General features: G+C 71.1%; 14 protein-coding genes. 3 read left to right on the top strand and 11 right to left on the bottom strand.

Annotated elements, in window-relative coordinates; genetic code table 11:
* Window positions 1–31 precede the first annotated feature (31 nt).
* Complete coding sequence (locus RBXJA2T_RS04165; RefSeq protein WP_009856069.1) at window positions 32–1,531, bottom strand: aminotransferase-like domain-containing protein; 1,500 nt, start codon at window positions 1,529–1,531, stop codon at window positions 32–34.
* Window positions 1,532–1,684: 153 nt separating this feature from the next.
* Here RBXJA2T_RS04165 and RBXJA2T_RS04160 point away from each other — a divergent pair, with 153 nt between their 5' ends.
* Window positions 1,685–1,996 carry a DUF2917 domain-containing protein gene (locus RBXJA2T_RS04160; protein WP_009856068.1) on the top strand — a complete coding sequence of 104 codons (312 nt, stop codon included), beginning with the start codon at window positions 1,685–1,687 and terminating at the stop codon, window positions 1,994–1,996.
* Here the strand turns inward: RBXJA2T_RS04160 and RBXJA2T_RS04155 are convergent.
* The 8 genes from RBXJA2T_RS04155 to RBXJA2T_RS04120 form a co-directional block, all read right to left on the bottom strand.
* The gene (locus RBXJA2T_RS04155; protein WP_009856067.1) at window positions 1,926–2,411 is read right to left on the bottom strand and encodes a nucleoside deaminase; all 486 of its coding nucleotides are present in this window, start codon (window positions 2,409–2,411) and stop codon (window positions 1,926–1,928) included. The genes RBXJA2T_RS04160 and RBXJA2T_RS04155 overlap by 71 nt on opposite strands.
* A 36-nt stretch (window positions 2,412–2,447) precedes the next feature.
* On the bottom strand, window positions 2,448–3,218 hold the full coding sequence (locus RBXJA2T_RS04150) for an ABC transporter permease (RefSeq protein ID WP_009856066.1): 771 nt from the start codon (window positions 3,216–3,218) through the stop codon (window positions 2,448–2,450).
* A 15-nt stretch (window positions 3,219–3,233) separates the two neighbouring features.
* On the bottom strand, window positions 3,234–4,046 hold the full coding sequence (locus tag RBXJA2T_RS04145; RefSeq protein ID WP_009856065.1) for an ABC transporter ATP-binding protein: 813 nt from the start codon (window positions 4,044–4,046) through the stop codon (window positions 3,234–3,236).
* Window positions 4,043–5,086, bottom strand: a complete 1,044-nt coding sequence (locus RBXJA2T_RS04140; protein WP_009856064.1) for an ABC transporter substrate-binding protein — start codon at window positions 5,084–5,086, stop codon at window positions 4,043–4,045. The genes RBXJA2T_RS04145 and RBXJA2T_RS04140 overlap by 4 nt, the downstream gene beginning before the upstream one ends.
* 99 nt (window positions 5,087–5,185) lie before the next feature.
* Complete coding sequence (locus RBXJA2T_RS04135) at window positions 5,186–6,442, bottom strand: M20/M25/M40 family metallo-hydrolase (protein WP_009856063.1); 1,257 nt, start codon at window positions 6,440–6,442, stop codon at window positions 5,186–5,188.
* On the bottom strand, window positions 6,439–8,211 hold the full coding sequence (gene uraD, locus RBXJA2T_RS04130) for a 2-oxo-4-hydroxy-4-carboxy-5-ureidoimidazoline decarboxylase (RefSeq protein ID WP_009856062.1): 1,773 nt from the start codon (window positions 8,209–8,211) through the stop codon (window positions 6,439–6,441). The genes RBXJA2T_RS04135 and uraD overlap by 4 nt, the downstream gene beginning before the upstream one ends.
* Window positions 8,208–9,173 carry an allantoinase PuuE gene (gene puuE / locus RBXJA2T_RS04125; protein ID WP_009856061.1) on the bottom strand — a complete coding sequence of 322 codons (966 nt, stop codon included), beginning with the start codon at window positions 9,171–9,173 and terminating at the stop codon, window positions 8,208–8,210. Before puuE ends, uraD begins: the two co-directional genes overlap by 4 nt.
* Window positions 9,170–9,901, bottom strand: a complete 732-nt coding sequence (locus RBXJA2T_RS04120) for a GntR family transcriptional regulator (protein WP_009856060.1) — start codon at window positions 9,899–9,901, stop codon at window positions 9,170–9,172. Before RBXJA2T_RS04120 ends, puuE begins: the two co-directional genes overlap by 4 nt.
* Before the next feature lie 62 nt (window positions 9,902–9,963).
* Between RBXJA2T_RS04120 and uraH the strand changes: the two genes are divergently transcribed.
* Both uraH and RBXJA2T_RS04110 read left to right on the top strand, forming a co-directional pair.
* A complete protein-coding gene (uraH, locus tag RBXJA2T_RS04115) occupies window positions 9,964–10,317 on the top strand; it encodes a hydroxyisourate hydrolase (RefSeq protein WP_009856059.1) in 354 nt (117 codons plus the stop codon).
* Between the two features lie 155 nt (window positions 10,318–10,472).
* Window positions 10,473–11,666: a urate hydroxylase PuuD gene (locus tag RBXJA2T_RS04110; RefSeq protein WP_009856058.1), complete on the top strand. Its 1,194-nt coding sequence runs from the start codon at window positions 10,473–10,475 to the stop codon at window positions 11,664–11,666.
* Window positions 11,667–11,748: 82 nt separating this feature from the next.
* On the opposite strand, the gene RBXJA2T_RS20670 is transcribed toward RBXJA2T_RS04110, so the two are convergent.
* Window positions 11,749–12,675, bottom strand: coding sequence for a hypothetical protein (locus RBXJA2T_RS20670; protein WP_081467587.1), 927 nt, complete (start codon window positions 12,673–12,675; stop codon window positions 11,749–11,751).
* On the bottom strand, window positions 12,672–14,168 hold the full coding sequence (locus tag RBXJA2T_RS04100; protein WP_009856056.1) for a hypothetical protein: 1,497 nt from the start codon (window positions 14,166–14,168) through the stop codon (window positions 12,672–12,674). The genes RBXJA2T_RS20670 and RBXJA2T_RS04100 overlap by 4 nt, the downstream gene beginning before the upstream one ends.
* Between the last annotated feature and the right edge of the window lie 14 nt (window positions 14,169–14,182).

Raw genomic sequence — 14,182 nt, 5'->3', positions numbered from 1 at the left:
GGGGACGGCCGAGTGTAGGAGAGCGCGGCGCTCAGGCCGCGCGCGGCTCGTCGTTGGCGGCGCGCGGCGCGGCCGGGCGCGCGCCCTCGGCCGCCAGCGCGCAGGCCAGCGCACCGACACGCGTGATGGCGCCGCGGTAGCTGTCGTCCCAGTCGCCGCCCAGGCTCAGCCGCAGGCAGTGGCGATAGCGGTCGCTGGCGCTGAACATCGTGCCCGGCGCGATGCAGATGCCGGCGGCGAGCGCACGGCGGAAGAGCTCGATCGAGTCCACGGCAGCCGGCATCTCGACCCACAGCATGATGCCGCCGGCCGGATCGGTGACGCGGCTGCCACGCGGGAAGTGCGCGGCGACGAGCTCGCGCGCCTCGGCCATGCGCGGGCCCAGCGCCCGCCGCAGCCGGCGCAGCCCCGGTTCGTAGCCGGGCTGGTTCAGCAGATCGGCCATCGCCATCTCGACGATGCCGGTGTTGCCGCCGCCGAAGGCCGGCTTGATGCGCCGCACCTCGGCGCCGTAGCGCCCGGCCTCGATCCAGCCGACACGCAGCCCCGGCGCCACGGTCTTGGCGAAGGAGCCGCAGACCATCACCAGGCCATCGGTGTCGAAGGACTTCACCGCACGGCGGTGTTCGTCGCGTTCGGCGAGGTCGTTGTAGATCACGTCCTCGATCATCGGCACCTGGTGCCGCGCCAGCAGTTGCGCCAGGCGCCGGCGCTCGCCCACCGGCATGCAGGCGCCCAGCGGGTTCTGCAGCGTCGGCACGGCCAGCAGCGCCCGCACCGGCTGCGTCTGCAAGGCCAGCGCCAGCGCGTCCACCGACAGGCCGTGGCGCGGGTGCGTCGGGATCTCCAGCGCGCGCAGGCCCTGGGCCTCGAGGATCTGCAGAAAGCCGAACGAGGTGGGCGACTCCAGCGCCACGGTGTCGCCGGGCCGGGTGACGGCGCGCAGGCCCAGCGCGATGGCCTCGTTGCAGCCGCCGGTGGCGACGATGTCGCGCGCGTCCAGCGTCAGCCCCATCGCGAGTGCACGGCGCGCGATCGCGCGGCGCAGCGTCTCCTCGCCGAAGCTGCCGGGATAGTGCGTCAGCAGCGCACGGTGGCGCAGCGCCGCCTGGCTGACGGCGCGGCGGATGCGTGCGCCCGGGTACAGCGCCGACGCCGGGCAGGCGGCACCCAGCGAGACGACGCCGGGCGCACCCAGCATCTGGATCATCAGCTCGTACAGCGAGGCGATGTCCACCGCCAGCGGCGCTTCGGGCGGCGACGAGGTGCCGGGCTCGGCCAGGCGCATGCCACGCGGCGCGGCGGCGACGAAGTAGCCCGACTTGGGCCGCGCCTGCACGAGCTGTTCGTCTTCCAGCGCACGGTAGGCCTGCAGCACGGTGGCCACCGACACCAGCTGCTCGCGCGCCGCCTGGCGCACCGACGGCAGGCGCGCGCCGGCCGGCAGCGTGCCGCCGCGGATGGCGCCGGCCAGGTGGTCGGCGAGGCGGCGGTACAGCGGGCGGGCGGCGTCGGCTGCGGTGGCGGGCATGCGTCCATTGTGGGCGCGGCGCGGGGCCGCGGACCGGTACAGCCGCGGCCCGAACAGGCCAGCACAGCCGCACGCCGGCGCCGATCTGTGCCGGTGAAGCCTGCGCCGCGCTGTGGCTGGCGGCCACCCGGCCGCGCCCCGAGCATCAGCGCCATGGACACCACCGCCCTCCTCCTCGCTCCCGGCCAGGCGCTGACGCTGCCGCCGGGCCCCGCCGGCCGCCGGCTGCGTGTGCTGCAGGGGCGGATCTGGCTGACGGCCCGCGGCTGCGCCGACGACGAGGTGCTGGCCGCCGGCGCCGAGCACGTGCTGCCGGCCGGCAGCCGCGGCGCGCTGGTCGTCGAGGCGCTGGACGGCGCGGTGCGCGCCGAGCTGCTGGCGCCCGGTGCCGCGCTCAGCCGCGCTGCCAGAAGTCCCGGTGCAGCGCCGCGATCTCCGGAACTGCGGCCGGCACCGGGCCGATGACCTCGATGGCGCGCTGGCCGCGGGCGAAGACCTCGCGGCAGGGCAGGTCCAGCGTCGGGTTCTCGGGGTGGGCGCCGGTCAGCGCGAGCAGCTCGCGCTCTTCCATGCCGTAGACCAGCCGGCCGATGCCGGCCCAGTACTGGGTGCCGGCGCACATCGCGCAGGGCTCGACCGTGGTCACCAGCGTGCAGCCGGCCAGGAACTCCGGCGCCCAGCGCCGCGCGGCCTCGCGCGCCAGCACCGCCTCGGCGTGTTCGACGGCGCTGACGTTGCCCTGCTCCAGCAGCACGGTGTCGCCGTCGGGGCCGACGAGCACGGCGCCGAACGGGTGCCGGCCTTCGGCCAGTGCCCGCGCGGCGACCTCGTTGGCCCGGCGCAGCCAGGCGAGCAGGCGGTCGGGCGCAGGCGTCGTCATGCCGGCGATGCTAGCGACGGCGCCCTCACGCCGGGCTCAGTGGTTCTGCGAGCCGCGGTGGGCCCAGCTCGTCGTGCGCTTCTCGATCCACGAGAACAGCTCGTACATGACCATCGCCATCGCGCCGATCGTCACCAGCCCGGCGAAGGCCAGCGGCATGCGCTGCTGGCTGCCGGCGGTCTGCATCAGGTAGCCGATGCCGGAGTCGCCGGCGGTCATCTCGGCGAGCACGGTGCCGACGAAGGCCAGCGTGATCGCGATCTTCAGCGAGCCGTAGAAGTACGGCAGCGAGCGCGGCAGGCCGACCTTGACGAGCACGTCCCAGCGTCTGGCGCCCAGCACCCGCAGCACGTCCTCCAGCTCCGGCTCCAGCGTCGCCAGGCCGGTGGCGATGTTCACCGTGATCGGGAAGAACGAGATCAGGAAGGCCGTCAGGATGCCCGGCCCCAGGCCGATGCCGAACCAGACGACGAGGATCGGCACGATGGCCGCCTTGGGCACGGCGTTGAAGCCGACCAGCAGCGGATACAGCGCGGCGTAGGCGGCGCGCGAGCTGCCGACCAGGAAGCCGAGCATCACGCCGACGACGATGGCCAGCGCGAAGCCGAGCATCGTCACCCAGAAGGTCTTCCAGGCGGCTTCGAGCAGCGGGCCGCCGAACTCGACGAACTCGCGGCCGATCTGGATCGGGCTCGGGAAGATGAACTCGGGGATGTCGAAGCCGGCGACGAACAGCTCCCACAGCAGCAGCAGCAGCGCCAGCAGGCCCCAGGGAGCCCAGCGTTCGAAGTTCTTGCCCAGTTTCATGTGCACCTCAGGGCTTCACTGCGGGACGGCGACGCCGCTCTTGCGGATCGCACCGATGTGGCCGCGCAGCTCGTGCACGATCTCGGTGAACTCGGGCGTGTAGGTCACTTCCAGGTCGCGCGGGCGCGGCAGGTCGATCTCGCGCCGCACGACGAAACGCCCCGGGCTCTTGCTCATCACGTAGACGGTGTCGGCGAGGAACACGCTCTCGCGCAGGTCGTGCGTGACGAGGATGACGTTGAACTTCTGCGCCGCCTGCAGGTCGCGCAGCGTGCACCACAGCTCCTCGCGCGTGAACGCGTCGAGCGCGCCGAAGGGCTCGTCGAGCAGCAGCATCTTCGGCTCGTGGATCAGCGCGCGGCAGATGCTGGCGCGCTGCTGCATGCCGCCCGAGAGCTGCCACGGGTACTTGTCCTCGTAGCCGGCGAGGCCGACGCTGGCCAGCAACCGGCGCGCCTTCTCGACGTACTCGGCCTTCTTCGTGCGGAAGCTGCTGCGGTAGGGCTCGACGATCTCCAGCGGCAGCAGCACGTTGGCCAGCGTCGTGCGCCAGGGCAGCAGGCTGGGCGCCTGGAAGGCCATGCCGGTGATCTTCAGCGGGCCGTCGACCTCGCGCCCGCCGATGATGACCGTGCCGCGGCTGGGCCGCCTCAGGCCCGTCGCCAGCTTCATGAACGTCGACTTGCCGCAGCCCGACGGCCCGACGATGGCGATGAACTCGCCTTCGTCGACCTGCAGCGTGATGTCCTCGACGGCGAACTGGCCCTGGGCCAGCAGCTCGTCGTTGTACGCGAGCCAGACCTCGCGGAAGTCGACGAAGGCGCTCACTTCTTGACCGGCGGGAGGATGTTGAGCTCGGCCTTGGCCGGCAGGTAGGCGTCGGTCCAGACGGCGGAGGCGTCGACCCGCGTCTTCGTCGCGAAGGCGTCGGACACCTGCGAGGCCATCAGCGCCAGACGGCCCGGCACGGCCTGGCCGAAACCTTCGGCACGGGCGTCGGGGCTGGCGACGACCGAGTCGATCGCCATCTTCAGCCGGCGCTGCTCGAGCGCGACGTTGATGATGCCGTCACGCGCCTTGACGTACTGGATCGAGGCGTCGGGGTTGGCGATCACCTCCTTGGCGCCCTTGGCGAAGGCCGACAGGAAGGCCTTCACCGCCGCCGGGTTCTCCTTCAGCAGCTTGGGGCTGGCGATGATGACGTTGCCGTAGAGCTTCACGCCGTGCTGGGCGTAGGGCAGCACGACGATGTCCTGCGTCTTGACGCCGCGCGCCTCGAGGTTGAGCAGCGAGGTGAACGAGAAGCCGGTGATCGCGTCGACGTCGCCGCGCGCGAGCATCGTCTCGCGCAGCGGCGGGTCCATGCTGACCCAGGTGACGTTGGCGACGCCGTTGGCCTTGGCGAAGATCGGCCAGCCGCGGCGGCCGGCGTCGAAGACCGGGGCGCCGAGCTTCTTGCCGGCGAGGTCGGCGGGCTTGGTGATGCCGCTCTTCTTCAGCGCCAGCACCGCGGCCGGCGTGTTGTTGTAGACCATCATCACCGCGACCGGCTTGTTCGCCGCGTCGGGGTTGTTGGCGTGGAACTCCATCAGCGCCGCCATGTCGGCGAAGCCCATGTCGTAGGTGCCGGAGGCCACGCGCGTGACGGTGCCGCCCGAGCCGTTGCCGGCGTCGATGCTCACGTCCAGGCCGGCGGCCTTGTAGTAGCCCTTGGCCTGCGAGGCCAGGAACAGCGCCGCCGGGCCTTCGAAGCGCCAGTCGAGCTGGAACTTGATCGGCGTGGCGGCCTGGGCCAGCGCCAGGGCGGGCGCGGCGAGCAGCGCGCCGGCGGCGAGGAGGGTACGGCGCTTCAGCGGGAACGAGGTCATGTCGGGCGGGCTCCTGGAGGACGTGAACGGGAACTTCTGTATGCAAAAGGCAAGTTCCGTGCTCACCCGCGACGACCCCGCCGCGTGCCGGCGCCGCCGCTATGCGCCGCCGCGGTGCACCGGCGCGGACAGCAGGTCGAACAAGGTGCGTGCGACGACCCGCGTGGCGCCGCGCAGGTCGGCCAGCTCGAGGTGCTCGTCGGCGCGTTTGGCGTTGCTCTCCAGCACGGTGCGCGGGCCGGCGCCGTAGATGACCGCCGGCACGCCGCGTGCACCGTACAGGCGCACGTCGGTGTACAGCGGCGTGCCCGAGACCTCGACCGGGTGGCCGAACACCGTCTCGGCGTGGCGCTGCAGCGCGGCCACCAGCGTGCCGTTGCCGGCCTGGGGCTTCAGCGCCTGGGCCAGCAGGATGCGGCGGATCTCGACGCGCACGCCCGGCGACGCGGCCACCGCGGCTTCGATCAGCGCGCGCACCTCGGCCTCGACCTCGGCGGCGTCTTCCTCGGGGATCATGCGACGGTCGAGCTTGAGCACCACCTTGCCGGGCACGACGTTGGTGTTGCTGCCGCCTTCGATGCGGCCGACGTTGAGGTACGGATGCGTGATGCCGGCGACCTGCGAGCGGCGGCCGCGCAGCACGTCGTTGTGGGCGTAGAGCGCGGCCAGCAGCCGGGTCGCCGCCTGCAGCGCGTCGACGCCGGTCTGCGGGTAGGCGGCGTGCGAGGCCAGGCCGTGCAGCGTCACCTCCAGCTGCAGGCAGCCGTTGTGCGCGGTGACGACCTGGTGGCTGAAGCCGGCGGCGATCAGCAGGTCGGGTTTCGTCAGCTCGTGCTGCAGCAGCCAGCCGGGGCCGAGTTCGCCGCCGAACTCCTCGTCGTAGGTGAAGTGCAGCTCCACCGCGCCGGCCAGCGGCCCGCCCAGCGACTCCAGCGCGCGCAGCGCGAAGGTGTAGGTGGCGAAGTCGCTCTTGCTGACCGCCGACGCGCGGCCGTAGAGCCGGCCGCCGACGACGGCACCGCCGTACGGGTCCTGCGTCCAGCCTTCACCCGGCGGCACGACGTCGCCGTGCGCGTTGAGCGCGATCGTCGGGCCGCCGGCGGCGAAACGCCGGCGCACGATCAGGTTGGTGATCGACTGCAGGCCGCAGGCCTGCACCTGCTCGGCCGGCACCGGGTGGGCCTCGGCTTCGTAACCGAAGGCGGCCAGCAGCTCGGCGGTGCGTTCGGCGTGCGGCGCGTTGTCGCCCGGCGGCGTGTCGGTGGGCACACGCACCAGTTGCTGCAGGAAGGCCACTTCGTCGTCGAAGTGGGCGTCGATCCAGGCGTCGAGCGCGGCGTAGGCGGTGGAGGTCATTCGCGGGCGAGTTGGTCGAGCAAGGTGGCGAAGGCGGCGACGGCGAGTTCGGCGTCGTCGTCGGTCACGGTTTCGAGCGGGTTGTGGCTGATGCCGAGTTCGCCGCCGCGCACGAAGAGCATGGCTTGCGGCATCAGCCGGTGCAGCGTCATCGCGTCGTGGCCGGCGCCGCTGGGCAGGCGCTGCACCGGCAGGCCGAGCGCGGCGACGGCGGCTTCCCAGCGCGCTTGCCAGGCCGGCGAACTGGGCGCGGCCGGGGCCTGCATCGTCGGCGTCAGCGTGCAGTCGACGCCACGGCGGAACGCGATCTCGGCCAGGTCGGCGAGGACCGCGTCGGCCACCGCGTCGCGCGCGGCGTCGGTCGTCGCGCGCACGTCCAGGCTGATGCGGCAGCGCCCGGGCACGACGTTGATCGAGCCGCCGGGCACCTCGACGATGCCGACGGTGGCCACCGCGTCGGGCACGGCGGCGGCGCGGCGTTCGGCAGCGAGCACGAACTCGGCGGCCGCGGCGGCGGCGTCGCGGCGGCGGTCCATCGGCGTCGTGCCGGCGTGGCTGGCCAGGCCGGTGATCTGCCCGGTCCAGCGCCGGCTGCCGTTGATCGAGGTGACGACGCCCAGCGGCAGGTCGAGCTCGGCGAGCACCGGGCCTTGTTCGATGTGGACCTCGACGTAGCCGAGGTAACGCGCCGGGTCGCGGCGTTCGGCGGCGATGGCATCCATCGTCGCCGGCAGGCCGGCGGCGCGCATCGCCTCGCGCATCGTCACGCCGGCGGCGTCGGCCTGGTCCAGCCAGGCGGGGTCGAAGTCGCCGGTGAGCGCGCTGGAGCCGAGGAAGGTGGCGGCGTAGCGCTGGCCCTCCTCTTCGGCGAAGGCGACGAGCTCGATCGCGAACGGCAGGCGCCGGCCTTCGGCCTTCAGCGCAGCGACGGCTTCGAGCGCGACGAGGATGCCCAGCCGGCCGTCGTGGCGGCCGGCGTTGCGCACGGTGTCGTAGTGGCTGCCGGTCAGCAGCCGCGGCGCGTCGGGCGTGGCGCCGTCGTAGACGCCGACGACGTTGCCGACCGCGTCTTCACGCACCGAGTCGAAGCCGCACTCGTGCATCCAGCGGGCGAGCAAGCGCGCGCAGTCGCGGTGCGCGGCGCTGAGGTAGGTGACGGTCAGCTCGCCACGCTCGGCGTACGGTGGCTCGCTGAACGCGGCCAGCGCCGCGGCGCGGTCCCAGACGGCGCGGCCGCGCAGCGGCGGCGCGGCCAGCTTCTCGGCGAGGCGGACTTCGGCGATGCGGTGCACCTGGCGCAGGCCCTCGGCGAACTCGACCTCGGGGTGCGAAGCCAGCCGGCGCTGCAGCGTGGCGATGATCTCGGTGCGTGTGAGCCCGCTGCCGCGTGGCCCGCGCACGGCGACGATGAACGGCCAGCCGAAGCGGGCGTTGTAGGCCGCGTTCAGGCGCTGCAGCGTCGCGAACTCCTCGGGCGTGCAGGCGGTGAGGCCGGCGCGCTGCTGCTCGCCGCTGCTCTCGGCGGTCAGCGTGCCGGCGACCATCGCCTTGCCGGCGAGTTCCGGGTGGGCGCGCAGCAGCGCGAGCTGCGCGTCGCGGCCGCCGGCGCGCACGGCCTGGATCAGCGCGTGTTTCAGCGCGGCGAGCGTGGCGAACGGCCTCGCCTCCCAGGCCACCGCGGCGATCCACGGCGAGTGTTCGTAGACACCGTCGAGCAGCGCGACGAACTCGTCGCGCGATGCGGCGTTGAGCGCGGCCAGCGTCGTCATCGGCCGTCCCAGACGTGTGCGGTGGACGCGTCGAACGGGTGGTGTTCGGCCCAGTGGCGCGCGATGTCGATGCGGCGGCAGACCCAGACGCCGTCGTGGCGGCCGATGTGGTCGAGGAAACGCTGCAGCGCCGCGATGCGCGCCGGCCGGCCGAGCACGCGGCAGTGCATGCCGATGCTCATCATCTTCGGCCGGTCCAGGCCCGCCGGGTCGCCTTCGGCGTACAGCGCGTCGAAGCTGTCGCGCAGGTAGGTGAAGAAGTGCTCGGCGGTGTTGAAGCCCTGCACCTGCACGCAGCGCATGTCGTTGGTGTCCAGCGAGTACGGCACGACGAGCTGCGGCGCCAGGCCGCCGTCGCTCTTGCGCACGTTGAGCCAGAACGGCAGGTCGTCGCCGTAGTAGTCGCTGTCGTAGGCGAAGCCGCCGTGGTCGGCGACGAGGCGGCGTGTGTTGGGGCTGTCGCGGCCGGTGTACCAGCCCAGCGGCCACTGGCCGTTCGTCAGGCGGCGGATCTTCTGCACCGCCAGTGCGAGGTGCTCGCGTTCGACCGCGTCGTCGACGGCCTGGTAGTGGATCCAGCGCAGGCCGTGGCTGGCGATCTCGTCGCCGCGGTCCAGGAAGACCTGGGCCATCTCGGGGTAGCGCTCCAGCGCGTCGGCGACGCCGAAGATCGTCAGCGGCAGCCCGCGCCGGTCGAACTCGCGCAGGATGCGCCAGACGCCGGCGCGCGACCCGTACTCGTACATCGACTCGATCGTCATGTGCCGGTTCGGGAAGGGCTGGGCGTTGATCAGCTCGGACAGAAAGGTCTCGCTCGCCGGGTCGCCGTGCAGCGGGTTGTTCTCGCCGCCTTCCTCGTAGTTCAGGACGAAGGAGACGGCGATGCGCGCACCGCCCGGCCAGCGGGCGTGCGGGGGGTTGCGGCCGTGGCCGCGCAGGTCGCGTGCGTAAGGTGTGCTCATGCGGCGGGTCTCAGCAGGTCGGCGAGGTCGCCGACTCTTGGTTGGCGTTGCAGGTTGCCGACGACGTTGCCCAGGTGCTCGGCCATCAGGCGCGCGGCGGCATCGGCGTCGCGGCGCTCGATGGCGTCGACGATCCCCACGTGTTCGTCCTGCGAATGGCCGGCGGCGTCGGCCGACTGGTACATCAGCGCGATCAGCGAGCAGCGGCTCAGCAGGTCGGCCAACAGCTCGGCGAGCACCGCGTTGCCCAGGCACTCGGCGAGCACGACGTGGAACTGCGCCAGCAGCCGCGTGCGGCCGGCGACGTCGTGGCGGCGCACGGCGTCGGCCTCGGCGGCGAGGTGGGCACGCAGGCGCACGACGTGGGCCGGCTCGGCACGCGCGCAGAGCTCGCGCACCATGCCGGTCTCCAGCAGACGGCGGGCGTCGAAGACCTGGCGCGCTTCGTCGACGCTGGGGCGGGCGACGAAGGCGCCGCGGCCGGGTTCCAGCGTCACCAGGCGGTCGCGGCTCAGGCGGTTGAGCGCTTCGCGCACCAGCGTGCGCGAGACACCGAAAAGGTCGGCCACCGCCTGCTCGGCGAGCTTGGTGCCGGGCATCAGCCGGCGCTCGACGATGGCGGTGGTGATCGTGTCGACGATCTGCTGCGTCGTCGCGCCGGCGCCGGGCGCACGCCTGGGCGCCTCGTCGGGCGCGAGCGGCAGGGGGTCGGCGGGCGGGCGCGGCATCGGTGTGGCGGGAGTCGCCGATTAGTGTATACACTTTGGTCGACAACACGAACGGACCTCGCATGGGACATCTCAGCACCCACGTGCTCGACACCGCGCACGGCTGCCCCGCGGCCGGCATGGTGGTGACGCTGCAGCGCCTGGACGGCGGCACGGCGACGACGCTGAAGCGCCTGACGCTGAACGCCGACGGCCGTGCCGACGGCCCGCTGCTGGCGGCACACGAGATGGCCGCCGGCCGCTACCGGCTGCTGTTCGAGGTGGCGCCCTACTTCCGTGCGCGCGGCGTCGAACTGCCCGAGCCGCCGTTCCTGGACACCGTGAGCATCGACTTCGGCATCGCCGACGCCGCCGGCCACTACCACGTGCCGCTGCTCGTCAGCCCGTGGAGCCACTCGACCTACCGCGGCTCGTGAGCAGGGCACGGCGCTTGCAAGACCCGACGCGTTAACCTGTCTTCCGCAGTCGCCGTGGGCGGGCGGCCCGGTCTTCCGGGTTGCCCTCGGCGCGACACGAACCGGCTCAGAGCGCCCGCCGTGGTGAGCCCCCTCGCTTCGCGACGATTCCTGCCATGGAAACCTATCTTCTCGACTGGGCCAACCTGCTGCTGCGCTGGGCCCACGTCATCACGGCGATCGCCTGGATCGGCTCGTCGTTCTACTTCGTCTTCCTCGACAGCAGCCTGCTGCCGCCGAGCGACCCCGAGCTGAAACGCAAGGGTGTCGACGGCGAGTTGTGGGCGGTGCACGGCGGCGGCTTCTACAACCCGCAGAAGTACCTCGTCGCGCCCAAGGCGCTGCCCGAGCATCTGCACTGGTTCTTCTGGGAGAGCTACAGCACCTGGCTGACCGGCTTCGGGCTGTTCACGGTGCTCTACCTGTTCCAGGCCGGCACCTTCCTCGTCGACCGCACGCGGCTGGACTGGGCGCCCGGCGCCGCGGTGGCCGCGGCGCTGGCCTTCCTGGCGGTGTTCTGGATCGTCTACGACCTGATCTGCCGCACGCTGGGGCGGCGCGCCGGCGGCGACAAGCTGGTGGGCGCGGCGATCGCGGTCGTCGTCGTCTTCGCCGCCTGGCTGGCCTGCCAGCTGTTCGCCGGCCGCGCGGCCTTCCTGCTGGTCGGCGCGATGATGGCCACGGCGATGAGCGCCAACGTCTTCTTCTGGATCATCCCGGGGCAGCGCACCGTCATCGCGCAGATGAAGGCCGGCCAGCCGGTGGACCCGGTGCACGGCCAGCGCGCCAAGCAGCGCAGCGTGCACAACACCTACTTCACGCTGCCGGTGCTGGTGGCGATGCTGTCCAACCACTACGGCTGGTTGACGCAGGGCACGCACAACTGGGCCGTGCTGGTGGTGCTGATGGCTGCCGGTGCGGCGATCCGCCAGTTCTTCGTCGCCCGGCACAAGGCCAAGCTGAAAGGCGTGCAGCCGCCCTGGGGCTACGCCGCGGCGGGTGTCGTGGCGATCGTCGCGCTGATCGTCTGGCTGGCGCCGGCGCCGCGTGCACCGCAGGCGGCCAGCGCCGCGCCGGTGACGCTGGCGCAGGTGCAGGCGGTCGTCGAGCAGCGCTGCGTGGTCTGCCACAACGCGCAGCTGCAGCAGAAGAACGTCGCGCTGCACACGCCGGAGCTGGTGCGCCAGCATGCGCAAGCGATCTACCAGCAGGCGGTGGTGCTGAAGGCGATGCCGCTGAACAACGCGACGGGCATCAGCGACGACGAGCGTGTGCTGCTGGCGCGCTGGTACGAGGGCGGGGCGAAGTAGCGCAGCCTGAAGCGCGCAGTTCCGGTGCGCGGTTGCGGCGTGTGGCTCCGGCGCGCCCGGGCGTCCTGCGCCGGGACGGGGTTCAGTCCGGCTGGTCGAGCTGCCAGACCGTCGTGCCCCAGTCGCCGCCCAGTTCGGGCATCACCGTGCCCGCGACGAAACGCCGCCGCGCCGGCGCGGCCGGTGTCGTCCACCAGCCGGTGCGCGGGCAAGCCTCGCCCGCCACGCAACGCTCGCGGATGCCGGCGAGCCAGGGGTCCGACGCCCCGGGGATGCCGCCGCCGGAGTCGGCGATCTTCTCGACGAGGGTCCAGGTGGTGGGGATGGCGCGTTCGTCGGTCGTCCGCAGGTCGTTCGGATCGTCCGGAGGCAAGGCGCCGAGCGCTTCCTGACCCGCGATCAGGAACTGCGCGCAGCCGGCTTCGGCGGGCAGATAGACGCCGCTGACCACGATCTTGTCGCCGGTCTTGACTCGTACTTGGGGATTGGGGCGGTAGACGGGCCAGGACGGAGGAGCGTCGAGGGGGCCGCGCGCTTCCTCGTTGTAGTCCCAGCTGAGGTCACCGGGCTCCCAAATGCACTGGCAAGAGCGATCGATGTTGCTGGCTATGCGCCAAGAGTCTCGACGCCCTTGCTCGAACCGTTCCAGATAAAGCCCCGGCATCCAGCGAGTGTCGTAGTCTCGCATTATGGAAACAAAAACGGTCGATAGCCCACCTGCAGAAGCAAGGAAGCCCAACTGACCGTGCGAGACACGGATATACGCCTCATTCAATCCCGCCAAAACGCTTGTCATATTTGGAATGACAACAGCACCCCACGCAATGTCCGGCTGCGCATGAACCGGGCGATTCCGGTAGTCCCGCGGAAGACTCATAAGAATTTGATCGAGCGCACTTTCCGCAGCACTAACACAATCCGCAAAGTGATCGCGCATCAAACCAAAATAGCTCAAGGAAACATAGCGCTGCAGCAGAAAAGGCTCAGACGGATCAAAAGAGACTGTCATATCTGTTCATTTCCCCATTGATTCTTTAGAACCGGCACACCCACCGGCATCAATAGATCATCCACACTCTCGTTTGCATAACTCCACCCGGTCCTTTTCCTGCGCTCCAAGAATGCTGGATCGAGATCCGCCGGATTCACTACGAACTGTTGCGCACCGCCGGATAACCAGAACATCTCTCCAGATTCATTGAGGACCGGCTTCCCAGAAACCTCCAATCGCTGTGACGCGGCAGTGCCTCGCCAAACAGGGAGGCCACCGCCCGGCGGCACAACGTACACGGTGTATTCACCGTTACCGTTCCAGTGAGCCCACACGGCGCACTTCTCCCGCCACTCTCCCTTGCTCTTCAGCGCCCGAAAATCGTCCTCAGCCATCCAAAATGGGCTGTCATCACGCGACCTCGGGTCAACCACACGCACCAAACGCGCACCGGGCGGTAGCCTGTCCGCGACGACTCTTTCCGAGAAACTCTGGAACGCCCCCTTCACCACCGAGGCCTCATCATCACCAATCCCGAAGTGTCCGGGGGGCACCGCCGGCGCTTCAGCCAGAGACGGATGGCGCGCGCGCCTAGACTCATGAACCCAGGGCGGCGGGCGAGAGCGAATCGACTCGACCTCTATGTCGTGGCGCAGTCTTGTCGGAACCAGCTTGTGCCCATTCCGGGCATTCACCATCGCCCGGTACTGCATGTCCCCGCACACCTCCAGCCGCCGCGCCAAGCAGGCGAGCCAATATCGCAGGGGCTCCAAGACCTGCGCAAGACCGTCGTTCAAGCGATCTCGCACGCGACCGAGCGAAGCCAACAGTTCGCCGGCAGCACTGGCACTCGCCGCCGTTCCCCAGCGCTGCACGCGCCCCAGCACCCACTCCAGCGCGTCGATCGCACTGTCGTAGGCAGCACGCAGGCTCTTGGCATCGAGCGAGGCCGCTGACGCGCGGATCTCGGTCGCCAGATGGCGATACGGCTCGTCGATGCGCAACCCGGCCAGCGCCTTGCGCATCGGCGCACTCGCCAGCAACGCATCCAGCCGCGCGATACCGCGCTCGACGGACTCGGCCGTCTCGTTCCAGAGCTTTTGGCCCTCGAGCCAGTTCCGGCCCTTGTAGGCCACCGTGGCGGCCCGATAGACCTCCCGCCGCGCTTCGGCGACCACGACCTTCAACCCGGTCTTCACCAGGCTGCCCAGCGTCGGAAACAACCCGACCAGCGTCAACGCCAGCGCCACCCAACGCCACGGATCGTTCTCGTCCTCCCGCAGCGCCCGCACATTGGCCACCAGGTCGCGCAGGTCGCTGAGCTGGTCGACCAGCGGGATCATCGAGATCAGGCCGCCGGTGACCGTCTGCGCCGTCGTCGGGTTGTCGGCGAAGTCGCCCTGCAGCACCACCCACACCCACTCGGCCACCGCTTCGGCGTCGCTGCGCCAGCGCGCCGGCGCGCTGGTGAACCAGGCGAGTGCGTTCTCCAAGGGGTTGGCGTCGGACATCGGCGCGTTGATAC

Origin of the sequence: Rubrivivax benzoatilyticus JA2 = ATCC BAA-35 (assembly GCF_000190375.1) — a bacterium.
Taxonomy (GTDB): Bacteria; Pseudomonadota; Gammaproteobacteria; order Burkholderiales; family Burkholderiaceae_C; genus Rubrivivax; species Rubrivivax benzoatilyticus.
This window is presented reverse-complemented; position numbering and strand designations above follow the sequence as displayed.

Excerpts from the sequence above, each read along its gene's own strand:
- puuE (WP_009856061.1), bottom strand. The coding sequence starts at position 9,173 with ATGAGCACACCTTACGCACGCGACCTGCGCGGCCACGGCCGCAACCCC.
- RBXJA2T_RS04140 (WP_009856064.1), bottom strand. The coding sequence starts at position 5,086 with ATGACCTCGTTCCCGCTGAAGCGCCGTACCCTCCTCGCCGCCGGCGCG.
- RBXJA2T_RS04160 (WP_009856068.1), top strand. The coding sequence starts at position 1,685 with ATGGACACCACCGCCCTCCTCCTCGCTCCCGGCCAGGCGCTGACGCTG.
- RBXJA2T_RS04120 (WP_009856060.1), bottom strand. The coding sequence starts at position 9,901 with ATGCCGCGCCCGCCCGCCGACCCCCTGCCGCTCGCGCCCGACGAGGCG.
- RBXJA2T_RS20670 (WP_081467587.1), bottom strand. The coding sequence starts at position 12,675 with ATGACAGTCTCTTTTGATCCGTCTGAGCCTTTTCTGCTGCAGCGCTAT.
- RBXJA2T_RS04135 (WP_009856063.1), bottom strand. The coding sequence starts at position 6,442 with ATGACCTCCACCGCCTACGCCGCGCTCGACGCCTGGATCGACGCCCAC.
- RBXJA2T_RS04155 (WP_009856067.1), bottom strand. The coding sequence starts at position 2,411 with ATGACGACGCCTGCGCCCGACCGCCTGCTCGCCTGGCTGCGCCGGGCC.
- uraD (WP_009856062.1), bottom strand. The coding sequence starts at position 8,211 with ATGACGACGCTGGCCGCGCTCAACGCCGCATCGCGCGACGAGTTCGTC.
- uraH (WP_009856059.1), top strand. The coding sequence starts at position 9,964 with ATGGGACATCTCAGCACCCACGTGCTCGACACCGCGCACGGCTGCCCC.
- RBXJA2T_RS04100 (WP_009856056.1), bottom strand. The coding sequence starts at position 14,168 with ATGTCCGACGCCAACCCCTTGGAGAACGCACTCGCCTGGTTCACCAGC.
- RBXJA2T_RS04110 (WP_009856058.1), top strand. The coding sequence starts at position 10,473 with ATGGAAACCTATCTTCTCGACTGGGCCAACCTGCTGCTGCGCTGGGCC.
- RBXJA2T_RS04165 (WP_009856069.1), bottom strand. The coding sequence starts at position 1,531 with ATGCCCGCCACCGCAGCCGACGCCGCCCGCCCGCTGTACCGCCGCCTC.
- RBXJA2T_RS04150 (WP_009856066.1), bottom strand. The coding sequence starts at position 3,218 with ATGAAACTGGGCAAGAACTTCGAACGCTGGGCTCCCTGGGGCCTGCTG.